Here is a 24,765-nt window from a genome sequence, read left to right as displayed (position 1 = left end):
CGAACGCCGGAATTCCGCTTTCGTGCGCTATGCATGCTGCGCTGCAACACCTTGCCGAAAACGCATGAATAAAACTGTTTCCAGCCATTGTGCGGACAGAAATTTCCATTATGTGGCGGGTGTGATCGACAGGCCGGTCGCGCGATGACAACCCTCAGGATACGGAGGCCAGATATGACCCGCGACGAGTTGAACCGCGAACTGCGTATGCACTCGGCCTCCTGGCAGGCCGTCGTGATCGTCTATGGCGCGATCATCGGCACTTTTGTGCTGTCGGCCATGGCGATCCTCTGACGGAACGGCCCTTCGGCCCTGCCGGACCCTGCCCCACGGATCACTTTTCCGAAAAACGTCGCCGGAGCGCCGCCAAAAGCGGTGATCCGGCCTGTGCGGCAAGAAAGTTGTAGCCCGTGTAGGGATCGCTCTTGCGCGCCGCGATGGCGGCGAGATCGGGCATGGGAACCAAGCCCGTATTTATGGAAAATAGCAGCATATCGGGGTCCTGAAGAAGGCGCGCGCTGACCGTGCAGGCCGGATCATTGCCGTGGTCCTCGTAGATCAGCACCGCCCCTTGTGCCAGCGCGCGCGCAGCCCCGTCGATGGCGGCACTCTCCGCTCCCTCGATATCGAGCTTGATCACCGCGGCCACGCCCTCGGGCACGAGGTCGTCAATGGCCAGCGTCCGCACGGTCTCGATCTTGTCCACGGCCGCCGCCGGGGCGTCGCCCATCAGCCGCGCCGAGGCGTGGCTGAGATGCGTGTTCACGAAGCGGAGCGTCTGGCCCGAGCGCGCATGGATGGCGGCCCGGTGCAGGGTCACATTGGGCAGGTGCGCGGCATTGGCCCGCAAGTCGGCGAAGGTAGCCGCCGACGCCTCGACCGCGATCACGCGCGCAAAGAGCGGCGCGGCGCGGGTCGTCCACCAGCCCTTGTTCGCCCCCAGATCGCAAAAGAGCGGCGTGGCCCCGGCACAAGCGCGCAGGACGGCGGCAACCTCGGGCTCATAGGGCGCGCGGTAAAGCGCGAAGCGGGTCCAGTAACCGTCGCCGAGCGCGATGCGGAACGGAGGGGCGTCACCCTCGTGGACAGAAACGGCGTTACCTTCGGGAAACAATCGCGCAAGGCCCCGCGCGAACCGGCCATAAAGGCCGCGCGTCACGGCAAGCCGGAAGAGCGCCATCAAAAGATGATACTGGAGCCGTGCCGAGCGAGATGAGAAGGTAAGCCGGGTCATCGGCCAGACCTAACCCGGCGCGCGCGCCAAGGCCAGAGGCGCGCACGCGCGCCACACGCGCTTGTGCATCGAGTTTTAGTGCGAAACGGCGCGGGGTTTCCCAGATTCCTGACATGAAACCGGCGCATCCCGCGCCAGAATGAAAGGAGAACCCCATGTTCAAACGTCTTTGCTCCACCGCGATCATCTTTGGCGCCGCAGCCCTCGCCCCGCCCGACATGGCGCAGGCGCAGGGCCTGGCCTGCCTGCCGCGCGCTGCGCTCATCGAGCGGCTTGAAGGGCGCTACAAGGAACATCTCGCCGGGGGCGGGCTGCAATCCCCGCAACAATTGCTCGAGGTCTGGGCCTCGGACGAAACCGGCAGCTTCACCGTCTTCGTGACGCGCCCTGACGGGGTCGCTTGCGTCGTCGCCACGGGCCAGCACTGGAACAGTGTGACCGCCTCCGCACCCGAAGGCGTAGCCGGATAAACGCGCATTGCCCATCGGGGGGGTGGGTGCTATCTGCCTTGCAAATTTGCATCGCAAGGAGCCACCCCCGATGGCACAGGATTACATCGTCAAGGATATCTCTCTCGCCGCCTATGGCCGCAAAGAGCTTGATATTGCCGAAACCGAAATGCCGGGCCTGATGGCCCTGCGCGCCGAATATGGCGAGGCAAAGCCACTCAAGGGCGCGCGGATCGTGGGCAGCCTGCACATGACCATTCAGACCGCCGTGCTGATCGAGACGCTCAACGCGCTCGGGGCCGAGGTCCGTTGGGCAAGCTGCAACATCTTCTCGACGCAGGATCACGCGGCGGCGGCGATTGCCGAGGGTGGCACGCCCGTGTTCGCAATCAAGGGCCAGAGCCTTGAAGAGCACTGGGATTATCTCGACCGCTCGTTCCAGTTTCCGGATGGGCCGAACATGATCCTCGACGATGGCGGCGATGCGACGCTTTACGTGCTGCTTGGCGCGCGCGCCGAGGCGGGCGAGGAGATCATCGCCGTGCCGCAATCCGAGGAAGAAGAGGTGATCAAGGCGCAGATCGCCAAGCGCATGGCGGCAAGCCCCGGCTGGTTCACGAAAGTGCGTGACCAGATCAAGGGCGTGTCGGAGGAGACCACCACCGGCGTGCACCGTCTCTATGATCTGCACAAGCAGGGCCAACTGCCCTTCCCGGCGATCAACGTCAACGACAGCGTGACCAAGTCGAAATTCGACAACAAATACGGCTGCAAGGAATCGCTCGTCGACGGTATCCGCCGCGCCACCGACACGATGATGGCGGGCAAGGTGGCCGTGGTCATGGGCTATGGCGATGTCGGCAAAGGCTCTGCCGCGTCGCTGCGCGGTGCCGGTGCCCGCGTCAAGGTGACCGAGGCCGATCCGATCTGCGCGCTTCAGGCGGCGATGGACGGGTTCGAGGTGGTTCTGCTGGAGGATGTGGTCGCCACGGCCGATATCTTCATCACCACCACCGGCAACAAGGACGTGATCCGCATCGAGCATATGCGCGAGATGAAGGACATGGCGATTGTCGGCAATATCGGCCATTTCGACAACGAAATTCAGGTGGCAGCCCTCAAGAACCACAAATGGACCAACATCAAGGAGCAGGTGGACATGATCGAGATGCCCTCGGGCAATCGCATCATCCTGCTCAGCGAGGGGCGTCTTCTGAACCTCGGCAATGCCACCGGGCACCCGTCCTTTGTCATGTCGGCGTCCTTCACCAATCAGGTGCTGGCGCAGATCGAACTCTGGACCAAGGGCGATCACTACGGCAACGAGGTTTACGTGCTGCCCAAGCATCTCGATGAAAAGGTCGCGCGGCTGCATCTCGACCGGATCGGTGTCAAGCTCACGCAGCTCAGCCCCGAACAGGCGGCCTATATCGGCGTGTCACCCGAGGGCCCTTTCAAGCCCGAGCACTACCGCTACTGAACGGCGCGCGAAAAGAGATCGAGGGCTGGATCCTGTGGGTCCGGCCCGTCGTATTTGTAGCCTGCGGATTGCACCGCGCGGCGCGACGCGGTGTTCTTCGGGTGGATCCGGGCGAAGAGCGTGTGGATATCGCCCGCCTCGGTCGCCACAAAGGCCGTGTAGCCGCGCACAAGATCGCGGCCAAACCCCTGACCCCAATGGGCGCGGCCCAGCCAATAGCTGATTTCGGCGCGGCCTTGCCCTGCGAATTCAAGCCGCGCCTGTCCGATGGGCGCGCCCCGGTGCGTGACGGCATGGACCATGTGGTGCGGGCTGGCATTGGCCAACTCGACAAGGGTGGCGGCATTGGCACGGCTGAGCGGGGCGGGATAGGGCTGCGGCAGAAAGGCCCAGACCTCCGGATCGTCGAGCAGGGCATGAAACCGGTCGATATCCCCGCTCCGCCACGCGCGAAAGCCCAGACGCGCGGAGGCGGAGGGCACAATCGCCTGCGTGTGAAAATCGTCGATGGCCCCCGATGGCACCCAGCCCGTTTGCGCGGGATCATAGGCAAGCGGCAGGCCCGCCGCATGACAGGCGGATTGCCGTTCAGGGCAGAGCGGGCCGTCAGAGCGTCGGCGCGAGGGGTTTTGCGGCAAACCGATTTCGGCTGTGATCGTCTGGCTCATGGCGTCGGGTCCCCGGCGTCGAGTCAAGGTTCAAAGACGTTCGCCTGCATCTAAGAAGTGTTTTCCGCCGTTCAAGACATGCGCGGGGAAGAGGCTGCGCGTTTTCCCTTTGCGGCCCGCGCCTGTCTGGGTATGTTTCCGGCGGTGCGTGCGTACGGGCGGCGGTGAATGGCCGTCCGGGATGCGCCGGGACATAGGGAGTGATTTCATGGGAAAACGTGACGATCTGATTGCGCGCTATGCGGACGATTTGCGCAACAAATGCGGTATGGAGCCGGATATGGCCCTGCTCACCAAGGTGACCATCGGGTGTGGCCCCGCGATCTACAACGCCGATGCGGCGACCGTGGCGGCGGGACAGCCCGCAGAGCTTGAAACGGTCAAGACCAATTTCCTGATCAGGAAGCTGGGCCTTGCCGACAGCCCCGCACTGATGGATGCGATCAATCAGGTGCTGGAAACCTATGGCCGGTCCGAGCGCAACAAGTATCGCGCGGTGGTCTATTACATGCTGACCAAGCATTTCGGCAAGGAAGCCGTCTACGGCTGAGCCCGATCAGGACGCGTCGCGCAGATCGCCCGTGTCGAGCACGGGCGATGCATCCAGCGCGTCGGCATCGAGCATGGCTGCGATGCGTTCGAGCGAGGCGACAAGCTGCGCCTGCTCCCAATCGGCAAGCGCCTCGAATTTCCGCACATAGCGCTGTTGCAGCGCATCGGGCGCGCGGCGGATCGTGTCGCGCCCGCGCGGCGTGATGACGATGTTCGTCTGTCGGCGGTCGGCTGCGGATTTCTCGCGCGTGACCATGCCGTGTTTCACAAGCTTGTCCACCAATGAGGTCACCGTCGCCTGGCTGACGCGCATCCGGCGCGCGATGTCGGTGGCGGTGGTCTGGCCGCGCTCGGCGACGATTTGCAGCACGCGGAACTGCACCGCAGTCACCCCAGCCGCATTGGCGAGTTTCTGTCCGTAGATCTCGGTTGCGCGCAGGATGCGGCGCAGCGCGATCAGGCTCTGGTCAGTGCGATCCATGCGGCCTCCTTTGGTGATCGAAGCAATGGTCGCAAAGCTTTCACTCAATTGCAATCTCTGGCCTCCTGTGGTCTTTAATTCGCATATTGAACATTTAAATTACGGATTATTCCCCGAAAACCACCGTTTTTAGACTTGTTTGACGGAGATGTGATATTTTCGGATCAGGTGTTGATTTTATAAGCTAAGTATTTTATTTAGTCAATCAAAGCAACAACAGAGGCCTGCACTCATGCGACATGCGATGGAAATGTTTCGAAAAACCATGCCTTCCCTGCGCAAGCCGGGAGCAGAGGACGGGGCCGCGATCTGGCGCCTGATCCGCGAGTGCAAGCCGCTCGACGAAAATTCCATGTATTGCAACCTGATCCAGTGCGACCATTTCCGCGACACCTGCATCGTCGCCGAGATGGACGGCGAGATCGTGGGCTGGGTGTCGGGCCATCTCCTGCCGGACGATTCCGAGACACTTTTTGTCTGGCAGGTCGCCGTTTCGGAAAAGGCGCGCGGCACCGGTCTTGGCACGCTGATGCTGCGCGGGCTTCTGTCGCGCGAGGTGTGCAAGAACGTGACGCGGCTGCAGACCACGATCACCCGCGACAATGCCGCGAGCTGGGCGCTCTTTCGCAAGTTCACCAGCATCAAGGACGCCGCCCTGACCAGCGCGCCCTATTTCACGAAAGCACAGCATTTCGACGATCTGCACGACACCGAATACATGGTCACGATCACCATGAAAGAGCGGATGAAAAAGGCGGCCTGAGCCTCGGGCCCCCTCTCCGCCATCCCCCGATCACATGAAGGAACATGCCATGCCGACTGAGCAATCAGACGATCTTGAAATCTATGCCCGCCGCGAGAGCGAGGCGCGCAGCTATTGCCGCAGCTTTCCCAGGTCGTTCGTCAAGGCGCAGGGGTCGGAGCTGACCGATGCGCAGGGAAACACCTATATCGACTTTCTCGCCGGGTGTTCGTCGCTCAACTACGGGCACAATGACCCCGACATGAAGGCCGCGCTGATCGCGCATATCACCGCCGATGGCGTCACCCACGGCCTTGACATGCACACCGGCACCAAGGCCGATTTCCTGCGCGCCTTCGAGGACATCATCCTCAAACCGCGCAACATGGACTACAAGGTGATGATGACCGGCCCCACGGGCACCAACGCGGTTGAGGCCGCGATGAAGCTGGCGCGCAAGGTCACGGGGCGGCGCAACATCATCGCCTTTACCAACGGGTTTCATGGCATGACCATGGGCGCGCTCTCGTGCACCGGTAACGCGGGCAAACGCGCGGGTGCGGGCGGCGGGTCGCTCTGCGGCACCACGCATATGCCGTTCGAGGGCGCCTTCGGGCCGGACATGGACAGCCTGCGCATCATCGAGGAAATGCTTGGCAACCCGTCAAGCGGTGTCGATGCGCCTGCGGCGTTCATCATCGAGCCGGTGCAAGGCGAGGGCGGGTTGAACGCTGCCTCCACCGCCTTCATGCAGGGCATCGCGCGGATCGCCAAGGATCACGGCGCGCTGCTGATTGTCGATGACATTCAGGCCGGCTGCGGGCGCACGGGCACCTTCTTCAGCTTCGAGGAAATGGGCATCGAGCCGGACCTCATTCCCATGGCCAAGAGCTTTTCCGGCATGGGCCTGCCCTTTGCCGCGCTCTTGATCAAGCCCGAGCATGATATCTGGGGCCCGGCCGAGCATAACGGCACGTTCCGGGGCAACACCCATGCCTTTGTCACCGCGCGCGTGGCGCTGGAGAAGTTCTGGAAGGACGACACCTTCCAGAACGAGGTGGCCGAAAAGGCCGCGATGCTGCGCGACGCGCTGTCGCGCATCGCCGACACAATCCCCGGTGCCCGCCTCAAGGGGCGCGGCATGATGCAGGGCGTCGATGTGGGCTGCGGTGATCTGGCGGGCGCTATCTGCGCGCGGGCCTTTGAGAAGGGCCTCATCATCGAGACCTCGGGCGCACGCGATGAGGTGGTCAAGGTGCTTGCTCCGCTGACCACGCCGAAAGACACATTTGCCAAAGGGCTGGACATCCTCGCGCAGGCGGTGCGGGATGTGACCGAGACCCAGAAAATAGCTGCGGAGTAACGCAAAATGATCGTCAGAGACTTCAACAAGATCATCGAGGAAGAACGCAACCGGGTTGTTTCGGATGCGCAATGGTCAAGCGTGCGGATGCTGCTCGCGGATGACGGGATGGGGTTTTCGTTCCACATCACGTTCCTCGAGCCGGGATCGGAACACACGTTCGAATACAAGAACCACTTCGAGAGCGTCTATTGCATGCAGGGCAAAGGCTCGATCACCGATCTGGCAACTGGCGAGACGCATGAGATCAAGCCCGGCGTCATGTATGCGCTCGACAAGCACGACCGCCACACTCTGCGCGCCGACGAAGAGCTTGTGATGGCCTGCTGCTTCAACCCGCCGGTGACCGGCAAGGAAGTGCATCAGGCCGACGGCTCCTATTCGCTCGAAACAAGCTGAGAGGGTCGGGGCGCAAAGCCCCGGCATGAGGGATATGACATTTCCAACCCATACCGTCGAGAAAATCGGCGGCACGTCAATGAGCCGTGTCAATGAACTGCTGGACACACTGTTTATCGGGGACCGGACGGGCGCGGCGCTTTATGGGCGCGCGTTCGTCGTCTCGGCCTTTGGCGGCATCACCAACCTGTTGCTGGAGCACAAGAAATCCGGGCAACCGGGCGTCTATGCGCGCTTTGCCAACAACGATGACGATCACGGCTGGCTTGATGCGCTGACCGAGGTGGGCCACGCGATGCGCGCCGCGCATGGCGACATCCTCGACAATCCCGGCGACCGCAGCATGGCCGATGAATTCGTGCGCGAGCGGATTGAGGGCGCGCGGTCCTGCCTCTTCGATCTGCAACGGCTTTGTTCCTACGGGCATTTTCGCCTCAGCGATCACATGATGGTCATCCGCGAATTGCTCTCGGGTCTCGGCGAGGCGCATTCGGCCTTTGTCACCACGCTTCTGTTGCAGCGCGCGGGCGTCAATGCGCGGTTCATCGACCTCAGCGGCTGGCGCGACGAGACCGAGCATACCTTGGCCGAGCGGATTGCGGCGGGGTTGAGCGATGTGGATCTCGAGACCGAAATGCCCATCGTGACCGGCTATGCGCAATGCAGCGAAGGCCTGATGCGCGAGTTTGATCGGGGCTATTCCGAGGTCACGTTCGCCCGCATCGCCGCCCACACGGGCGCGCGCGAGGCGATCATTCACAAGGAATTTCACCTCTCCTCGGCCGATCCGAAACTGGTGGGCGAAGACGCCGTGCGCAAGCTGGGGCACACCAATTATGACGTGGCCGATCAGCTCTCCAACCTGGGGATGGAGGCGATTCATCCCAAGGCCGCCAAGACCCTGCGGCAGGCCGAGGTGCCCTTGCGCGTCACTAACGCCTTCGATCCCGGCGATCCCGGCACGCTGATCGACGATCAGCCGACCGATACCCCGGCGGTCGAGATCGTGACCGGTCTCAAGGTGGTTGCGCTGGAATTGTTCGAACAGGACATGGTGGGCGTCAAGGGTTATGACGCCGCGATTCTCGACGCGCTCAAGCGGCACAATGTCTGGATCGTCTCCAAGACCTCGAACGCCAACACGATCACCCATTACGTGCAGGCCTCCTTGAAAACGGTGCGGCGCGTGGCGCGGGATCTGGAGGCGCTTTATCCGGCGGCGCAGGTTTCCGCGCGGACCCTCGCGCTTGTGTCGCCCATCGGGCGGGATCTCAAGGGGCTGAAGGTGCTCAGCCGTGGCCTCGTCGCGTTGGAAAATGCAGAGATCGACGTGGTTGCCGCCCATCAGACGCCGCGCGGGGTGGATGTGCAATTCGTGATCGGGGCGGGAGAGATGGAGCAGGGCATTATCGCCCTTCACCGCGCCCTGATCGAAGGGAGCGCCCCGGTGGCGCGGATGGTCAAGGCGGCGTAAAGGTCAAAGGCCCGGTCGCGGATCGACCGGGCCAGCCCTTTCGGATCAGTTCACCTTTTCGGCGTCGATCACGTCCTTGTCGGACGCCTTGTAGGCGCTGGAGATGGCGATGCGGCGGGGCTTGAGGGCCTCGGGCACCTCGCGCTGAAGCTCGATATGGAGCATCCCGTCGGCATGGCTGGCCCCGGTCACGCGGACATGATCGGCCAGTTGAAAGCGCCGCTCGAACGCGCGGGTGGCGATGCCGCGATGCAGATAGGTGCGGCCCTCATCCTCCTCGCGCTTGCGCGCCGTGACCACGAGCGCGCCCTCCTTGACCTCGACGCCCAGATCCTCGGCGGCAAAGCCCGCGACCGCGATCGAGATGCGATAGGCATCATCGGCGGTCTTTTCGATGTTGTAGGGCGGATAGGTCGGCTGGCTCACGTCGCTGGCCATCACCCGGTCAAGCAGGTCGGCGATCTGGTCAAAGCCGACGGTGGCCCGGTAAAGCGGTGCAAGATCGAAGTTACGCATGGTCATCCTCCTTGAAGCGATAACAATTTTGCCTTCCCTCACGGGACAGGCGCATCTGCCCGGCCCGTAATGGCACCGGGACCACACAGATTTGGGAAGGGGAAAGCGGCCTGTCAAGACCCCCGAAAGACACCTCAGGGCCGTGCGAAACGCGCGCCAGAGGCCTGCCCCTGCCCGACCGTGGCGCGCTTGAAGCCGGGTGCCGCAGGGCTGGCCCCTTGGGCGCGCAACGCGCGCTTGAGATCGTCGACAAGCGCGGGAAGGTCCATCCCGAACGCCACCTGACGCCCCGCCGTGGTGCCGCCGCTGACCAGCGACAGTATCCGTGTGCGGCTGCCGGAGCGGGCAAAGACCGGCGCGCCCGAAGAGCCGAAGATCACGTCACAGTCGAACGCCATCAACCCGTCCTGCTGCCACAGCATCCCGCAATCGCGCTGCCAGGACGGGGCCTCGTCGCGGTCGCGGCCATAGGACACAAGGCTGACCCGCTGTCCGGGCGCGGGCGCGCCATGAAGGGCAAAAGGCGCGGCCACGGCGCTCGGGATCGGGGTGGCAAGGCGCAAAAGTGCGGCGTCGCGGCGCACATTCTGCGCCGCCATGCCGCGGGCCGGGTCGTAACCCGCCGCCACCACATAGCCGCTGATCCCGCTTTCCGCGATCGCCACCCCGTCACGCAGCCCGGCACGAAAACGCAGGCTGCTTGCAGGCACGGGCGCGCGGGTGCGGTCATAAAGGCAATGCGCCGCCGTCAGCACCTGATCGGGCGCGATGAGCACCCCGGTGCAATAGCCCGCCCGCCCGATATCGAGCCGCCCGACCGCCTCCCACCCGAAAAGCTGATCACGCTGCGTCAGCCGGTCCAGCCCGCTTTGCGCCAGCGCCGCGCCGCCCGTCATCAGCGCCAGCACAAGAGCAAAAAGCCCCCTCATGGCCGCGCGAATTTAGCGCCCGTGTCGCGGCGCGTGCCCGAGGACAGCATTTTCGGAGCGGCCTCCTGAAAGACGCCTTGCCCCGCATCAAGCGCCGCGCGCAGGGTGTCGAGCGGCTCGAGCAGTTGCGTGCCGAGCGCGACCTTGCGCCCGTCAACCTCGGCCATGGCCGACACCACCGAGACAATGCGCGCGCGGCCCCCCTCGAACGAAAACACCGGCGCGCCGGACGCGCCGTAATTCACATCGCAGGACATGACCAGAACCCCGTCCTGTCGCGCCAGAACCTCGCAGACCTGTTGCAGGGACGGGGCCTCGGACCGGTCCTTGGCATAGCTCACCACACCGATCTGCTGGCCCTTTCGCGGGCGCTCATCGGTCTCGAACGGGGTGACATGGCTGTTGCGGATCGGGTGATACAGCTCCAGCAACGCCACATCATTGCGCACGCGCTCAGAGGTGACCTGGCCTGCAAAATCATAGGCGGGATGGGTGACGGCCCGCCGCACCGAGCGATAGGCAGCGGCGCGCCCGTTGCGCCAACCTGCCATGAATTCGATCCGCGCCGGATCGAGTCGCGCGCCGGTCGTCTTGTCATAAAGGCAATGCGCCGCCGTCAGCACCAGATCGGGCGCAATGAGGGCGCCGGTGCAGAACCCGCGCCCGCCCAGTTCGAGCCGCCCCACGGCCTCCCAGGCGCGGGCGGCATCGCCCATGTCAAGCCGCTCGAGGCGGCTGTCCTGCGCGGCCAGCGGTGAGGCAAGACAGACAAGAAGGGCAAGCGCACGCAGCATGGTCTCTCCGGGTCCGCGAATACCCTTTCCGGCTAGCAAGGGTTCTGGGCCAGAATATGACCGCGTTCAGCGCAGAATGGGAACCCCCGAAAGCCCCCCGGCCGCGCGCGACATCGCAGGCGGTTGCGGCCCGCCGGTGGCCCAGTCGAGCAACTCGACGGTGTGGACCACGGGCACGGCCGTTCCCGAGCCGATCTGCATCATGCAGCCGATATTCCCGGCGGCGATGATATCGGGCTTGACCGCCTCCAGCGTGCGCAGCTTGCGCTCCTTCAACTGCTTCGAGATGGCGGGCTGCATCAGATTATAGGTCCCCGCAGAGCCACAGCACAGGTGGCTGTCGGCGGGTTCGGCCACGGTGAACCCGGCACGTTTCAGCAGGTCCTTGGGGAAGGTCTTGATCTTCTGCCCGTGTTGCAGCGAACAGGCAGCGTGATAGGCCACCGTCAGCCCCTTGTCGCCGCCTTCGGGCAGATCAAGCCGCATCAGCACCTCGCTTATATCCATCGCAATGGCGCTGACCCGCGCGGCATCTGCGGCCAGCGGCTCAAGCCGGAACATATGCCCGTAATCCTTGACCGTGGTGCCGCAGCCGCTGGTGTTGATCACGATGGCATCCAGCCCCGCGCCGTCCATCTCGCGCGCCCAGGCCCGAATGTTCCTCGCTGCCGTCGCGTGGCTCTCGGCGGTCTTGCCCATGTGATGCGTCAGCGCCCCGCAACAGCCCGCACCCTCCGCTACCACCACCTCGCAGCCAAGCCGCGTCAGCAGGCGAATGGTGGCATCGTTGATATCGGTGTTGAGCGCACGCTGCGCACAGCCCGTCATCAGCGCCACACGCATCTTGCGTGCATCCTTGGGGGCGAATGTCTGCGGGTCGTCATTCCGGCTGACGGGGGGAATGTGTTTCGGGGCCATCTCCAGCATGGCGCGCAATCGCGCGTCGGGCATCAGCCGCGCGAAGGGCCGCCCGAGTTTTGCCCCCAGAAGCGCCACGCGAAACCGCATCGGATATGGCAGGATGCGCGCCAATATCCAGCGCAGGGCACGGTCGCCGAAGGGGCGGCGATAGCGTTCCTCGATATATTCGCGTGCCTGATCGACAAGATGCATGTAATGCACCCCCGACGGGCAGGTGGTCATGCAAGCCAGGCACGACAGGCAGCGGTCGATATGTTTCACCGTCTTTTCGTCCGGCACGCGGTCGTTTTCCAGCATGTCCTTGATGAGGTAGATCCGCCCCCTCGGGCTGTCCAGCTCGTCGCCCAGCACCTGATAGGTGGGACATGTCGCGGTGCAGAAGCCGCAATGCACGCAGGACCGCAGGATCTGGTTGGCGCGGGCAATTTTCGGATCGGCCAGTTGCGCAGGCGTGAACTCGGTTTTCATGCTCTCTCCCTCACACGCGCGCCATGAGGCCCGGATTGAGCAGGCCGCGCGGATCGAACCGCTGCCGCAGCCCGGCCTGAAGGGCCGCGACCGGCGCGGGCAGCGGATGGAAGGCGTCGGCACCTTCGCCCCGCACCCGCGTGGCATGACCGCCTTTCGCATCGACGCCCGCGCGGATGGTGTTCGCGCGCCCCTCGGGCGCCAGCAGCCAGACAAGGCCCCCGCCCCAGTCATAAAGCGCCTCGACACCGCTCAGCCCGGCCACGATGCCGGGCGCGTCCGACGGCTTTACCGACAGCCGCCAGACATCCCCCCCGCGCCCGTGAAAGGCGGCCACGTCGCGGATATCGCGCCAGGTGGCCGCCACCGCGTCGGGATCGTCCTCCACCGCCACCGCACCGAACGGGGCAAGGAGCGCCGCCAGGCGCTCGGCCCGGTAGGCCACCGACGCGGCAAAGCCCTCGATGCGCAACACCGTCCCCCTGCCCGGCAGATGCGCCGCCCCCGTGACCTCGAAGGGCGAGCCGAGCGCCCGGGACAAGGCCGTGACCGCCTGCGCATCGTCCAGCCCGTCAAGGCGCAACGTCGCCGCCATCTGCGGCGCGGGCAGAACCTTGAGCGCCACCTCGGTCAGCACACCCAATGTGCCGTAACTCCCGGCCATCAGCTTCACGAGGTCATAGCCGGTGACATTCTTCATCACCCGCCCGCCATTCTTGACGATCCGTCCCGCCCCATCGACAAAACGCACGCCCAGAAGGAAATCGCGGCAGGCCCCGGCCTGCACGCGGCGCGGGCCGCTGACATTGGCCGCCACCACCCCGCCGATGGTGGGCGTGCCCGCGCTGCCCAGCAGCCCGCGATGGTCCATCGGCTCGAAGGCAAGGCGCTGCCCTTCTTTCGCCAGCGCCGCCTCCACCTCGTCCAGGGCCGTGCCCGCGCGCGCCACCAGCGTCAACGCGCCCGGCTCGTAAAGCTCGATCCCGCGCATGGCCGATGTGGACAGACGCGCGCCATTGGTCGCGCCCCCGATGGGCCGCGTGCCGCCGCCCTCGATGCGCAACGGCCCGTCCGCCGCCTTGATGATCGCGGCCAGTTCGGCCTCTGTCTGGGGTGTCATTTCACTGTTCCAAAAATACTCAAGCCAATCGCTCTCAGGCGGCGCGCCGCCCTTGGGAGGCCTCGAGCGGAAAGACCTTGGCCGGGTTCAGAAGCCAGCCCGGATCGAACACGTCCTTGACATCCATCTGCGCCGCCAGATCGTCGGGGGCGTATTGATGCGCCATCAGGTCTCGCTTCTCGATGCCCACGCCATGCTCGCCGGTAAGGCACCCGCCCACCTCGACGCAGAGCTTGAGGATTTCGGCACCGAATTCCTCGCACAGTTCCAGATCGCCCGGCTTGTTGGCATCAAAGAGGATGAGCGGGTGCATGTTGCCGTCGCCCGCATGGAACACGTTGCCCACATCAAGGCCATATTCCTTTGACATCTCACCAATGCGGCGCAGCACCAGCGGCAGCGCGCTCACCGGGATGGTGCCGTCGAGGCACATGTAATCGTTGATCTGCCCCATCGCCCCGAAAGCGGATTTGCGTCCCAGCCAGATCTTGGCACTTTCCTCGGCCGATTTGCTCTGGCGCAGTTCCACCGGGTCGTGGCGGCGGGCGATCGCCTCGATCAGCGCGAGTTGCGCGTCGATTTCCGTATCCGAGCCCTCGACCTCGACGATCAGCAGCGCCTCGCAATCGGGGTATCCGGCATGGGCGAAATCCTCGGTGGCGCGGATGCAGGGGCGGTCCATGAACTCGATCGCCACCGGCAGCACGCCCGCCTTGATGATGTCCGAGACACAGGCCCCGGCGACCTCATTGCTGTCGAACCCGATCAGCACGGGGCGCGCGCCCTCGGGCTTGCGCAGGATGCGCAACGTGGCCTCGGTCACCACGCCCAACTGCCCCTCGGAACCGCAGACAAGGCCCAGCAGGTCATACGCCGCCGCATCGAGATGCGCGCCGCCCAGCTCCACCACCGTGCCGTCCATCAGCACCATGGTCACGCCCATCAGGTTGTTGGTGGTGACACCGTATTTGAGGCAATGCGCGCCGCCCGAATTCATCGCGATATTGCCCGCGATGGCGCAGGCAAGCTGCGACGAGGGATCGGGGGCATAGAAAAATCCGTGTTCCTCCACCGCGCCGGTCACGCTCAGATTGGTGCGCCCGGTCTGCACGCGGATCAGGCGGTTGTCGTAATCGGTCTCCAGCACCGCGTTCATGCGCGCGACACCGAGGATCACGCTGTCCGCCGTCGGCAGCGCGCCCCCCGCGAGCGAGGTGCCCGAGCCGCGCGGCACCACCGGCACGCCCATTTCATGACAGATCGCCAGCGCGTCCGAGACCTCCTGCGTCGAGCCGGGCAGTATGGCGACCAGCGGCGGGCATTTATAGGCGGTGAGCGCGTCGCATTCATAGGCGCGGGTTTCCGCCGGGTCCGAGATCACCGCGTCAGCGGGCAGGACCTTGAGCAGCCGCGCCACAAGTTCGGCCTTGCGAGACAGGATCGCCGGGTTCGGAACGGGCATTTCCATGAGCATCTCCCATAATTGGTAACAATATATAACCAATTTTGCCATGTGGCGAGTCCTTTTTCACCCTAGCCTAGCCCGGACCCTTGCACAGACAGAGCGCCTCGGGCAGTCATCGCACATGGACTGGGTCAAGATCATTCATATTCTCTGCGTCATGGGCTGGATGACGTCGATTTTCGCCGTGCCGCGCGCCCTCATCTACTGGCACCGCGAATGGGACCGGCTGGGCGAGTTCGGCCCGCTCGGGGATCTGACGATCCGGCTCTACCGCTTCTCGCTCGGCCTCGGGATCATCGCCATCGCCACCGGGCTTTTGCTCGCGCATTGGCTTGGCTGGCCGGGCTGGACGCATCTCAAGATCGCGCTGGTGCTGGCGCTGGCGCTGCATTACGGCTGGACCGGGCGGCTGGTGCTGCGGGCGCGGCGGGGCGTCTTTACCGAGAGCGACCGCTACCTGCGCGTTTTCAACGAAATCAGCGTGTTCGGGGCCATCGCGGTGCTCTGGACCGTGGTCGTGCAGCCGTTCTGAGCGATGGAGGTGCTGGCGCAGGCGCTTGGCCATTTCACCACGCTCGACCTGTGGGCGGTGGCGGCGCTGATCATGGGATGGGCCTGTGTCACGCTTCTGATCGAACACGCGCCCGCGCGGTTTCCCTCCACGTCGAACCTGATGGCGCGGTATCGCCGCGAATGGATGGTGCAATTCGTCGCCCGTGATCCGCGTATCTTCGATTCGCAGGTGATCGGACAGCTGCGGCAGGGCACGTCGTTCTTTGCCTCGGCCACCCTGATTGCCATTGGTGGCGCGCTGGCGCTTCTGGGGGATGTGGAGCGGCTCATCGGGATCGCGGACGACCTGACGGCCGGCACCGATCCGGTGATCGTCTGGGAGGTGAAGATCCTGACCATCATCATCTTCCTGACCAATGCCTTCCTGAAATTCGTCTGGGCCAATCGCCTTTTCGGCTATTGCGCCGTGGTCATGGCGGCGGTGCCCAATGACCCTGCGGACCCTGCCGCATTGCCGCGTGCGCACAAGGCCGGCGCGATCAACATCACCGCCGCGCGCGGCTTCAACCGGGGTTTGCGCGCGCTCTATTTCGCGCTGGCGGCGGCGGCCTGGCTGCTGGGACCCTGGCCGCTCTTGCTGGCGGTGGCGCTGACGCTCGGGGTGCTCTTGCGGCGCGAATTCGCCTCTGAATCGCGCGCGGTGCTGATGCGCCCGGATAAGTGACTGCGCGGCGGAAGAGTTTGCGTTATAATGGTGTCATGAGACATGTGCTTGCCCTTTGTGCCTGCCTTGCCGCCACTCCCGCGATGGCGGCAGAGCCGGAAATCGTCGATGCCACCCTGACGCGAACCGATGCGGCCTATCGCGTGGATGTGACGATCGCGCATCCGGATACCGGTTGGGATCACTATGCCGACGGCTGGGAAGTGCTCGATGCCACGGGCACGCGCCTTGGCTATCGCCTGCTCCATCATCCGCATGTCAACGAACAGCCCTTTACGCGCTCGCTCAGCGTCGATCTACCCGAGGGCACACGAGAGGTCTTCATCCGCGCGCATTGCTCGGTGGATGGCTGGGGGAAAGAGCGGTTGCGCGTCGTCATCGCACCGTGACGCGCGATCACGCCCCCTGCCCTGCCGCCACGCCCCGGCGGCGCGGGCCGACAAGCGCCACAAGCGCAAGGATCACGCCAGACACGGTGGCGATCATACCCGCCGCGCTGACCGCGCTCTGATATCCGAGCCAGAGCGGGCCATAGCCCGCCAGCACATAGCCAAGCACCGCCGAGAGCGTGGCAAAGCCAAGGCTCCACGCCACCTGCCCGCCCATCCGGTCGGTCATCAGCCGCGCGGCGGCGGGCGGACAGATGAACATGGCGATGACGATGATCGAGCCGACCGCATCGAATGCCGCCACCGCCGCCATCGCCGCCACGGCCACGAGCGCCAGCGACAGCGCGCGCACCGGCAGGCCAAGTGTGCGGGCAAATCCCTCGTCGAAAGTGGCGATCACCAGCGCGCGCCAGAGCACACCGGTAAAGAGCGCCACGGCAAACGTCACCACCGCCATGCGCATCAGTTCGGGCGGCAGGCCACGCAGCGCCTGCGGATCGAGCAGCGCGCCCCAGCCATACCCGTCAAGCCAGATCAGGCTTTCGAGATTGCCGTAAAGCGCGTGCTGCACGTCAAGATGCACGCCCGAGGCGGCGCTTTGCTCCAAGAGCAGCACGCCACCCGCAAACATCGCGGTAAAGACCACGCCCATGGCCGCCCCCGGCTCGATCCGCCCCAACCGCCGGATCACCTCGATGAGCAGAACCGACACCAGCGCCGCGCCGCCCGCGCCCAGCATCATCGGCACCGCCGCCACCCGACCCGAGAGCAGGAAGGCCACGACGATACCGGGCAGCACCACATGGCTGATGGCGTCGCCGATGAGTGCCTGCCGCCGCAACAACAGGAAATTACCCGGCAGCGCGCAGGCAATGGCCGCAAGCACGCCGATCACCAGCGGCGCGAGCGAGAGCATGACAAATTCCGCCCCCATCACAGCGCCCCCTCCGGCCCCAGATGCCTGTCGAGCGCGGCCAGTTGATCGGGGGTCAGCACCTCGGACAAGGGGCTCAGCCCGTCATGGCGCGCGGCCGCGGCCTCGAATTCCGGCAGGCTGCGCAGCATGTGCCAGCGTCGCTCGTCAAGACGCGCGCGCGCGGCTTGGGCACGGCCCGCCTCCGTCGCCACCCCGTCGGCGCGCACAAGGCCCCGGCGGGCCAGCAGCCGCAGCGTCAGCGGCTCATAGACCGGATGGCCACTGGCCAGCGCCAGAAGTCCTTGGCGCAGATGCACCCGACGCTGAAACCGCCAGTGGCGCAGCCCCGCCGCCAGCACGCCGCGCGCGGGCGCACAGAGCAGCGACAGGATGAAGAGCGCGAAACTTGCCAGCACAATGAGCGGCCCCGTGGGCAGGTCCGGGGCCGTGGCCGAGATGGCCGCGCCAAGATAGCCCGACAGCCCGCCGAAGGCCCCCGCCAGCAGCACGATCACCCCGACCCGCTCGGACCAGAGCCGCGCCGCCACCGGCGGGATGATCAGCAGCGCCACGATCAGCACCACGCCCACCACCTTGAGCCCCACCACGGTGACGGCAAGCGCCAGCCCCATCATCGCCAGATCGACCGCGCGCAGGTTGATCCCCTGCCCCGCCGCGTGCCCGGGATCGAAGGCCACGGCCACCATCGGGCGGCGCAGCAGCACCACCAGCGCCAGAACCGCAGCACCACCCGCCGCGATGCTCAGCGCCTCGGCGCGCAGCATCCCGGCGGTGGCCCCCAGAAGGAAGGTCTCAAGCCCCGCCTGCCGCCCGGTTTCCAGCACCTGCACCACGGTCAGAAGCACCACGCCCGCGCCGAAGAACACCGACAGAACCGCGCCGATGGCCGCGTCCTCATGCAGCCGCGTGCGCGCCGTGAGCCAGGACACACAGGCAAGCCCCAGCCCCGCCGAGACCGCCGCGCCCAGCATCAGCCCCGGCAGGAACCGCCCCTCGCCCCCCAGCGCCACCATCACCAGAAACCCCGCCACCACGCCGGGCAAGGTGGCGTGGCCGATCGCGTCGCTCACCAGCGCGCGGCGCGCGAGATAAAGAAAAACCCCCGTCGCCCCCGCCGCGATCCCGAGCATGGCCGCGCCCAGCGTGACCAGCGTGGCGTTATAGCCAAGCCCGAGGCCGAGAGCCTGCCAGAGCATCTCAGACCGCCTGTTGGACAGCGCCCAGCCGCCCGCCATAGGCCGCGCGCAGGTTGGCCTCGGTCATGACCTCGGCCACGGGCCCCTCGGCGATGGCCGAGATGTTGAGAAGAAAGGCACGGTCGAAATAGGCGGGCACGGTGGTCAGGTCATGATGCACGGCCACGACGGTCTTGCCCGCGTCGCGCAGGCCCTTGAGCACGCCGATGATCGCGCGCTCGGTGGCGGCGTCGACCCCGGCGAAAGGCTCGTCCAGCAGGTAGAGATCGGCCCCTTGCGCCAGCGCGCGGGCAAGAAAGACGCGCTGTTGCTGGCCACCCGAAAGCTGACCGATCTGGCGGGTGGCAAAGCCCTCCATCCCGACGCGCGCGAGGCTTTCCAGCGCGCGGGCACGGTGACGGGGGCGGATACGGCCCAGAAGGCCCAGATCGCGGTAAAGCCCCATCATCACCACGTCGATCACGCGCGCCGGAAAATCCCAGTCCACGCTGGCGCGTTGCGGCACATAGGCGATGCGCGCGCGCACCCGGTCAAGCGGCGCGCCAAAGGCCGTGACCTGCCCGGAAAGCGGGCGCAGGATGCCGAGCGCGGCCTTCAGGAGGGTCGATTTCCCGGCACCGTTCGGGCCGACGATGGCGGTCATCTGGCCCGCCTGAAAGCTCACGTCCACCGAGAAGACCGCCGGTTTCTCGGCATAGGAAACCGTCAGGCCGCGAATGGCCAGAGGGTTTTGATCAATCGTTTTTTCGCGCACCAGTTCGAGTGCCATGGTCATCCCCCTGCCGCCAGCTTGCCGTTGAGGCCGCGCGCGGGCACCCGTCCGCCAAGGGCGTGGGCAATGGTGGTGATATTATGGTCGATCATGCCGATATAGCTGCCTTCATAGGTGCCGGGAAGGCCCATCGCGTCCGAGAACAACTCGCCCCCGATGCGCACCTCGTGGCCGCGCGCCGCCGCGCCTTCGATGAGGGCGCGGATATTGCGCTCCGAGACGGTGCTTTCGACAAAGACAGCCCGAATGCCGCGCGCGACCAGCATCTCGACCAGTTCACCGATGCGGGCGAGGCCCGCCTCGGATTCGGTCGAGATGCCCTGAATCCCCTCGACCTCGAACCCGTAGGCGCGGCCGAAATAGCCAAAGGCGTCATGAGCCGTCACCAGCACGCGCGCCTTGGTCGGGACGGTGGCGAGGGTGTCGCGCGCATAACGGCCGAGCCGGTCAAGATCGGCACGCAAGGCGCGGGCATTGTCGGCAAACTCCCGTTGCGCCTCGGGCCGCGCCCCGGACAGGGCAACGGCAATCCCGTCGGCCACATGCCGCCAGAGATCAGGCACCATCCAGACATGCGGATCGAACCGTCCCGCGTAATCGGGATGCGCAATGCGCAGACCTGGGGGCACCGCCTCGCCCACGGCAACGACCGGCTGGCGCGCGCCGAGACGGGCAAGGAAATCCTCCATCTGCGCCTCAAGATAGAGCCCGTGCCAGAGCACCAGATCGGCGCGGGTGAGTGCTGCGATGTCGCTGCGGGTCTGGCGAAAGGAATGCGGGTCGATCCCCGGCCCCATCAGCGCGCGCACGCTGACCGCATCGCCACCGATCGCGCGGGCGGTATCGGCGATCATGCCGGTGGTGGCGACAACGTCCAGCGGCGCGGTGGCCGCGCGCGCGGCCCCGACCCCCGCGAAGGCGGCGGCAAGGGCAAGCAGGTGGCGGCGGCCCAGGTGCCCGAGAGGCACGCCTGTTTCGCGTCGGACTCGCATGGGTATCCTGTCGGTGCTGTGTGACATGGCTGGAATATGCGAGCCGCTCGCAACTTCGTCAAGTAGATTGCGACTTAGTCGCATGTGCAAAATGCAATTTCCACCTCCCTGCGGCGGAATGTGATGCATTTCCCGGCACCGACATGAAACCTTGTCTCGACGGCGACGCCACGGCTGGTCTAGGCTCATCACAAAACGAGCCTCCGGGGGCCATAGCGGGGAGACGACGATGTTGGGGGTGATCGCACGGCGGCTGGCGCTTGGTCTCGTGACCGTGTGGCTTGTCTCGGTGATCATCTTTCTGGGGGTCGAGGCCCTGCCCGGCGATGCCTGCACCGCCATTCTCGAACGCGACGCGCATGGCGAGGCGCTTGACGCCTGCCGCAAGGCGCTTGGCCTTGAGGTGCCCGCACTCGAGCGTTACCTGAGTTGGGCGGCGGGCGTGGTTCAGGGCGATTTCGGCATGTCAGCGAACGGGCAGGAAAGCATCGCGCAGATGGTGGGCTACCGGGTGCGCAACTCGCTTCTGCTGGCGGCGGGGGCGCTGGCCGTTGGCATACCGCTGGCGATTTCGCTGGGTGTCATCGCGGGGCTGACGCGCGACCGCTGGCCGGACCTTCTGTTCTCGACCGGCGCGATTTTGGCCATGACGATCCCGGAATTCGTCGCCGCGACGATCCTGATCCTCATTTTCGCGATCTGGCTGGGCTGGGTGCCCGCCATCGTGCTGACCCCCGCCGATGCGCCGCCGCTGGAGTTCTTTCCCGAATTCATCCTCGCCTCGACCGTGCTGACGATGCTGATGATCGCCCATGTGATGCGGATGATCCGCGCCTCGGTGATCGAGGCGATGGCGAGCGATTATGTGCAGATGGCCACGCTCAAGGGCGTGCCCTACTGGCGGGTGGTGTTCCGGCACGCCCTGCCCAATGCGCTTTTGCCCGCGATCAATGTCATCGCGCTGACCGTGGCGTGGCTCTTGGGCGGCGTGGTGGTGGTGGAAGTGGTGTTCAACTATCCCGGTCTCGGGCGGCTTCTGATCGACGCGATCTCGAGCCGCGACCTGCCGGTGGTGCAGGCGATCACGATGATCGTGGCGGCGACCTATGTGGCCGTGAACCTCGTGGCGGACCTGCTCGGCCTGATGCTCAACCCGCGTCTGCGCAGCCATCAGGCGCGGCGATGAGCGCGCTGGCCGCCACGCGGGGCAGGCGCGCGGGCACGCTCCTGCGCGAGGTCGTGGCGCGGCCCTCGGGTGCCATCGGCGTCACGCTGGTGGTGATTCATGCGCTCATGGCGATCTTCAGCCCGTGGATCGCGCCCTATGACTACAAGGCTATGGAGGCCACGCTCACGCTGGCCGAGCCCTCGGCGGCGCATTGGCTGGGCACCGATCATCTGGGGCGCGACGTGCTGACACGCGTGATGCTGGGCGGGCGCGAGGCGCTGGTGATCACCGGCATCGCCACGCCGGTTGCGATGCTCTGGGGCGGGCTTGCGGGCGTCTGGCTGGGCCTGCGCGGCGGCTGGGTCGATGAGGTGGCGATGCGGCTGGTGGATGCGTTCCTCGCGCTGCCGGGTATCCTGCCGCTTCTGGTGCTGATCACGGTCTTTGGCACCGGCGGCGAGGTGCTCTTGCCGACGCTGGCGTTTTTCTTCGGCATCCCGGTGATCCGGGTGGCGCGGGCGGCGGCGCATGAGGTGGTGGCGCGCGATTTCGTCTCGGCGGCGCGGGCGCGCGGGCACCGGCCCTTTGACATCGTGCGGCGCGAGATCCTGCCCAATGTGACCGATACGCTGCTGGTCGAGGGCGCGATGCGCTGGTCCTGGATGCTGCTCGGGTTTTCCGCACTGTCGTTTCTGGGCTTCGGCGTGGCCCCGCCGCGCCCGGACTGGGGGCTGATGATTTCCGATGCGCGGGTCTACATGTCGCTTGCGCCCTGGGGGGTTATCGCGCCGGTGCTGGCGCTGTCCTCGCTGATCATCGGCATCAACCTCACTGCCGATGCGCTGGCCAAGACGCTTGGCCTTGACCGCAGCCGCAAGGCGGTGATCTGACATGGCCACGCCCCCGCTTCTTGATATCCGCAAGCTTTGCGTGGGCTTCCGCAGCCGCGCGGGCACGGTCCTGCCGGTTCTGCACGAGGTGGACCTGAGCGTGTGCCGGGGCGAGAGCCTTGGCATCGTCGGCGAGAGCGGGTCGGGCAAGAGCACGCTGGCGCTCGCGGCCATGGGCTATCTGCGGCACGGCCTGCAACGGCTCAGGGGCGAGGTGATCTATGACGGGCGCGACATGTTCGGCCTGCCGCCTGCGGAGCTTGCGCGCATCCGGGGGGGCAAGCTGGGCCTCATTCCGCAGAATTCCGGGCAGGCGCTGACGCCCACGCAGCGCATCGGCGCGCAGATCGGGGAGGCGTTGCGCCTGCATTGCGACCACGACCCCGCGACCCATCACACGCGCGCCTGCGCGCTTCTGGAACAGGTCCGCCTGCCAGAGCCGGAAACGATCCTGCGGCGCTATCCGCATGAACTGTCGGGCGGGCAGCAGCAGCGGGTGGCGATTGCCATGGCGCTGGCGGGAGAGCCGGATGCGCTTTTGCTCGATGAGCCGACCACCGGGCTCGATGTGACGACACAGGCGCATATTCTGGACCTCTTGCGCGATCTGGCGCGCGAGCGGGACATGGCCATGGTCTATGTCAGCCACGATCTGGGGGTGATCGCGCGGGTCTGCGACCGGGTGCAGGTGCTTTATGCCGGCGAGACGGTGCTGACGGGGCCTGCCCGCGCGGTGCTGCGCGCGCCCGCCCATCCCTATGCGGCTGCACTGCTGGCGGCGATTCCCCGGCTTGGCGCGCAAGGTCTGCCAAGCGCATTGGACGGGCGGCCGCCCGGCCCTGATGTGGCGCGCAATGGCTGCGCCTTTGCGCCGCGCTGCACGCTGGCGACAGAGGCGTGCCGCGCCGAGCGGCCCAACATGGCCACCACCGAGGACGGGCAGGCCGCGCGCTGTCTCTTTCCCGGCGAGGCGGTCGCGCGCGGTGCGGGGCGCGACGCCCCGGCCTGCGCGGCGGACAGCCCCTGCGCGCTTTCGCTCGACGGGGTTTCGGTGCGGTATGACCGGCCCGGTTGGCTGACGCGGCTGCGCGGGGCTGCGCCGCCGCCCGCCACCGTCGAGGGGATCACACTTGACTTGCGGCGGGGCGAGACGCTTGGCCTTGTCGGTGAATCGGGCAGCGGCAAGTCCACGATCCTGCGCGCCATCGCCGGGCTGTTGGCACCTGCCTCCGGAGGGATCGCGCTTGGCGACGGCACGCCGCTGGCGGGCACCGTCGAGCGCCGAAGCCCGACGGACCTGCGCCGCATCCAGATGATTTTCCAGAACCCCGACGAGAGCCTCAACCCGCGTCAATCGGTGGGCGAAATCCTTGCGCAACCGCTGCGGCTCTATTTCGGGCTTCAGGGCCGCGCGCTGGCCGACCGGGCCGCCGAGTTGCTCGAAACCGTCCGGCTTGGCGCACATTACCTGGACCGGCGGCCCGGTCAGCTCTCGGGGGGCGAGAAACAGCGCGTGGCGGTGGCGCGCGCCTTTGCGGCGGGCCCGGAGGTTGTGCTTTGCGACGAGATCACCTCGGCGCTCGATGTCTCGGTGCAGGCCGCCGTGCTCGATCTGCTCAACGATCTCAAGGCGCGCCACGGCACGGCGTTCATCTTCGTGAGCCATGATCTCACGGTGGTGCGCGCGCTGTCGGACCGGGTGGCGGTGCTCTATCAGGGGCGCATCTGCGAGACGGGGCCGGCAGCGGCGGTTTATGGCGCGCCCAACCATCCCTATACCGAGGTGCTTCTGGGGGCGGTGCTGGCCCCCGACCCCGACCACGCGCCGCGCCTGCTGGCCGAGGATGCCACCGAACTCGCCCCGCCCGCGCGGGGCTGTCCGTTCCAGCGGCGATGCCCGGTCAAGCTCGGGGCGATCTGCGAGACCGACACGCCCCCCGCCCGCGAGGCAGGTGCAGGGCATGTGATCCGCTGTCATATTCCGCTGGAGGAGTTGCACGACCGAGCGGCGGCAGAGGCGAGCCCTTGAAAGGGTCCGATCGGTATGCATCGAACGAAAGCGGGTTTGGAGGAAACCGATTTGCGCGGGGGCGGGTCTGTGGAAAAGAAGATAAAGAATTGCTCCGGAG

The 24,765-nt window shown here is 66.0% G+C and carries 26 protein-coding genes; 13 read left to right on the top strand and 13 right to left on the bottom strand.

Annotation, left to right across the window (positions count from 1 at the left end; translation table 11 throughout):
- Positions 1-334: 334 nt before the first annotated feature.
- Positions 335-1,234, bottom strand: a complete 900-nt coding sequence (locus ACSSV8_RS13475; protein WP_454282776.1) for an FkbM family methyltransferase — start codon at positions 1,232-1,234, stop codon at positions 335-337.
- A 155-nt stretch (positions 1,235-1,389) separates the two neighbouring features.
- Between ACSSV8_RS13475 and ACSSV8_RS13470 the strand changes: the two genes are divergently transcribed.
- Positions 1,390-1,704, top strand: coding sequence for a hypothetical protein (locus tag ACSSV8_RS13470; protein WP_454282775.1), 315 nt, complete (start codon positions 1,390-1,392; stop codon positions 1,702-1,704).
- A 70-nt stretch (positions 1,705-1,774) separates the two neighbouring features.
- On the top strand, positions 1,775-3,163 hold the full coding sequence (gene ahcY / locus ACSSV8_RS13465) for an adenosylhomocysteinase (RefSeq protein ID WP_454282774.1): 1,389 nt from the start codon (positions 1,775-1,777) through the stop codon (positions 3,161-3,163).
- Here the strand turns inward: ahcY and ACSSV8_RS13460 are convergent.
- Entirely contained in the window at positions 3,157-3,831 is a 675-nt protein-coding gene (locus ACSSV8_RS13460) for a GNAT family N-acetyltransferase (protein WP_454282773.1), read from the bottom strand. The two genes, ahcY and ACSSV8_RS13460, sit on opposite strands and share 7 nt — an antisense overlap.
- Before the next feature lie 208 nt (positions 3,832-4,039).
- Here ACSSV8_RS13460 and ACSSV8_RS13455 point away from each other — a divergent pair, with 208 nt between their 5' ends.
- Positions 4,040-4,381, top strand: coding sequence for a DUF2853 family protein (locus tag ACSSV8_RS13455; protein WP_454282772.1), 342 nt, complete (start codon positions 4,040-4,042; stop codon positions 4,379-4,381).
- A 6-nt stretch (positions 4,382-4,387) separates the two neighbouring features.
- Here ACSSV8_RS13455 and ACSSV8_RS13450 read toward each other — a convergent pair whose 3' ends face one another.
- Entirely contained in the window at positions 4,388-4,864 is a 477-nt protein-coding gene (locus ACSSV8_RS13450) for a MarR family winged helix-turn-helix transcriptional regulator (protein ID WP_354539221.1), read from the bottom strand.
- A gap of 244 nt (positions 4,865-5,108) precedes the next feature.
- Here ACSSV8_RS13450 and ectA point away from each other — a divergent pair, with 244 nt between their 5' ends.
- The 4 genes from ectA to ACSSV8_RS13430 are packed head-to-tail and all read left to right on the top strand — an operon-like array spanning position 5,109 to position 8,842.
- Complete coding sequence (ectA, locus tag ACSSV8_RS13445; RefSeq protein WP_454282819.1) at positions 5,109-5,627, top strand: diaminobutyrate acetyltransferase; 519 nt, start codon at positions 5,109-5,111, stop codon at positions 5,625-5,627.
- A gap of 49 nt (positions 5,628-5,676) precedes the next feature.
- Positions 5,677-6,969: a diaminobutyrate--2-oxoglutarate transaminase gene (gene ectB / locus ACSSV8_RS13440; RefSeq protein ID WP_454282771.1), complete on the top strand. Its 1,293-nt coding sequence runs from the start codon at positions 5,677-5,679 to the stop codon at positions 6,967-6,969.
- Positions 6,970-6,975: 6 nt separating this feature from the next.
- Positions 6,976-7,368 carry an ectoine synthase gene (locus ACSSV8_RS13435; protein ID WP_354539224.1) on the top strand — a complete coding sequence of 131 codons (393 nt, stop codon included), beginning with the start codon at positions 6,976-6,978 and terminating at the stop codon, positions 7,366-7,368.
- 34 nt (positions 7,369-7,402) lie between these two features.
- Positions 7,403-8,842 carry an aspartate kinase gene (locus ACSSV8_RS13430; RefSeq protein WP_454282770.1) on the top strand — a complete coding sequence of 480 codons (1,440 nt, stop codon included), beginning with the start codon at positions 7,403-7,405 and terminating at the stop codon, positions 8,840-8,842.
- 45 nt (positions 8,843-8,887) lie between these two features.
- On the opposite strand, the gene ACSSV8_RS13425 is transcribed toward ACSSV8_RS13430, so the two are convergent.
- The 6 genes from ACSSV8_RS13425 to ACSSV8_RS13400 all read right to left on the bottom strand — a co-directional run bounded on the left by ACSSV8_RS13425 (position 8,888) and on the right by ACSSV8_RS13400 (position 15,058).
- Entirely contained in the window at positions 8,888-9,358 is a 471-nt protein-coding gene (locus ACSSV8_RS13425) for an Hsp20 family protein (RefSeq protein ID WP_354539226.1), read from the bottom strand.
- 134 nt (positions 9,359-9,492) lie between these two features.
- Positions 9,493-10,287, bottom strand: a complete 795-nt coding sequence (locus tag ACSSV8_RS13420; RefSeq protein WP_454282769.1) for a trypsin-like serine peptidase — start codon at positions 10,285-10,287, stop codon at positions 9,493-9,495.
- Positions 10,284-11,081, bottom strand: coding sequence for a trypsin-like serine peptidase (locus tag ACSSV8_RS13415; RefSeq protein WP_354539228.1), 798 nt, complete (start codon positions 11,079-11,081; stop codon positions 10,284-10,286). The genes ACSSV8_RS13420 and ACSSV8_RS13415 overlap by 4 nt, the downstream gene beginning before the upstream one ends.
- Before the next feature lie 66 nt (positions 11,082-11,147).
- Positions 11,148-12,470: a glycolate oxidase subunit GlcF gene (gene glcF, locus ACSSV8_RS13410; RefSeq protein ID WP_454282768.1), complete on the bottom strand. Its 1,323-nt coding sequence runs from the start codon at positions 12,468-12,470 to the stop codon at positions 11,148-11,150.
- A 10-nt stretch (positions 12,471-12,480) separates the two neighbouring features.
- On the bottom strand, positions 12,481-13,590 hold the full coding sequence (glcE, locus tag ACSSV8_RS13405) for a glycolate oxidase subunit GlcE (RefSeq protein WP_454282767.1): 1,110 nt from the start codon (positions 13,588-13,590) through the stop codon (positions 12,481-12,483).
- 34 nt (positions 13,591-13,624) lie between these two features.
- Entirely contained in the window at positions 13,625-15,058 is a 1,434-nt protein-coding gene (locus ACSSV8_RS13400) for an FAD-linked oxidase C-terminal domain-containing protein (protein WP_354539231.1), read from the bottom strand.
- Positions 15,059-15,176: 118 nt separating this feature from the next.
- Here ACSSV8_RS13400 and ACSSV8_RS13395 point away from each other — a divergent pair, with 118 nt between their 5' ends.
- The 3 genes from ACSSV8_RS13395 to ACSSV8_RS13385 are packed head-to-tail and all read left to right on the top strand — an operon-like array spanning position 15,177 to position 16,681.
- Positions 15,177-15,587, top strand: a complete 411-nt coding sequence (locus ACSSV8_RS13395) for a CopD family protein (RefSeq protein WP_354539232.1) — start codon at positions 15,177-15,179, stop codon at positions 15,585-15,587.
- A gap of 3 nt (positions 15,588-15,590) precedes the next feature.
- Positions 15,591-16,292 (top strand): DUF599 domain-containing protein, encoded by a 702-nt coding sequence (locus ACSSV8_RS13390; protein ID WP_454282766.1) that lies wholly within the window; start codon positions 15,591-15,593, stop codon positions 16,290-16,292.
- A gap of 35 nt (positions 16,293-16,327) precedes the next feature.
- Entirely contained in the window at positions 16,328-16,681 is a 354-nt protein-coding gene (locus ACSSV8_RS13385) for a hypothetical protein (protein WP_354539234.1), read from the top strand.
- A 7-nt stretch (positions 16,682-16,688) separates the two neighbouring features.
- On the opposite strand, the gene ACSSV8_RS13380 is transcribed toward ACSSV8_RS13385, so the two are convergent.
- From ACSSV8_RS13380 to ACSSV8_RS13365, 4 genes are read right to left on the bottom strand one after another with little or no spacing between them, the layout of a single operon-like run.
- Positions 16,689-17,615 (bottom strand): metal ABC transporter permease, encoded by a 927-nt coding sequence (locus ACSSV8_RS13380; RefSeq protein ID WP_354539235.1) that lies wholly within the window; start codon positions 17,613-17,615, stop codon positions 16,689-16,691.
- Complete coding sequence (locus tag ACSSV8_RS13375; protein ID WP_354539236.1) at positions 17,615-18,814, bottom strand: metal ABC transporter permease; 1,200 nt, start codon at positions 18,812-18,814, stop codon at positions 17,615-17,617. Before ACSSV8_RS13375 ends, ACSSV8_RS13380 begins: the two co-directional genes overlap by 1 nt.
- Position 18,815: 1 nt before the next feature.
- Entirely contained in the window at positions 18,816-19,589 is a 774-nt protein-coding gene (locus ACSSV8_RS13370; RefSeq protein ID WP_454282765.1) for a metal ABC transporter ATP-binding protein, read from the bottom strand.
- Positions 19,586-20,578 (bottom strand): metal ABC transporter solute-binding protein, Zn/Mn family, encoded by a 993-nt coding sequence (locus tag ACSSV8_RS13365; protein ID WP_454282764.1) that lies wholly within the window; start codon positions 20,576-20,578, stop codon positions 19,586-19,588. The genes ACSSV8_RS13370 and ACSSV8_RS13365 overlap by 4 nt, the downstream gene beginning before the upstream one ends.
- A 229-nt stretch (positions 20,579-20,807) precedes the next feature.
- On the opposite strand from ACSSV8_RS13365, the gene ACSSV8_RS13360 reads away from it, so the two are divergent.
- Genes ACSSV8_RS13360 through ACSSV8_RS13350 form a run of 3 tightly spaced genes read left to right on the top strand, consistent with a single transcriptional unit; the run spans position 20,808 to position 24,665 of the window.
- Positions 20,808-21,764 (top strand): ABC transporter permease, encoded by a 957-nt coding sequence (locus ACSSV8_RS13360; RefSeq protein WP_454282763.1) that lies wholly within the window; start codon positions 20,808-20,810, stop codon positions 21,762-21,764.
- Positions 21,761-22,636, top strand: coding sequence for an ABC transporter permease (locus ACSSV8_RS13355; protein ID WP_454282762.1), 876 nt, complete (start codon positions 21,761-21,763; stop codon positions 22,634-22,636). The genes ACSSV8_RS13360 and ACSSV8_RS13355 overlap by 4 nt, the downstream gene beginning before the upstream one ends.
- A gap of 1 nt (position 22,637) precedes the next feature.
- Positions 22,638-24,665, top strand: a complete 2,028-nt coding sequence (locus tag ACSSV8_RS13350; RefSeq protein ID WP_454282761.1) for a dipeptide ABC transporter ATP-binding protein — start codon at positions 22,638-22,640, stop codon at positions 24,663-24,665.
- Positions 24,666-24,765: the final 100 nt, after the last annotated feature.

It is taken from the genome of Roseovarius sp. MBR-79, assembly GCF_053628555.1.
The sequence above is the reverse complement of the archived record's forward strand: the minus strand, read 5'-3'. Positions and strand labels throughout refer to the sequence as shown.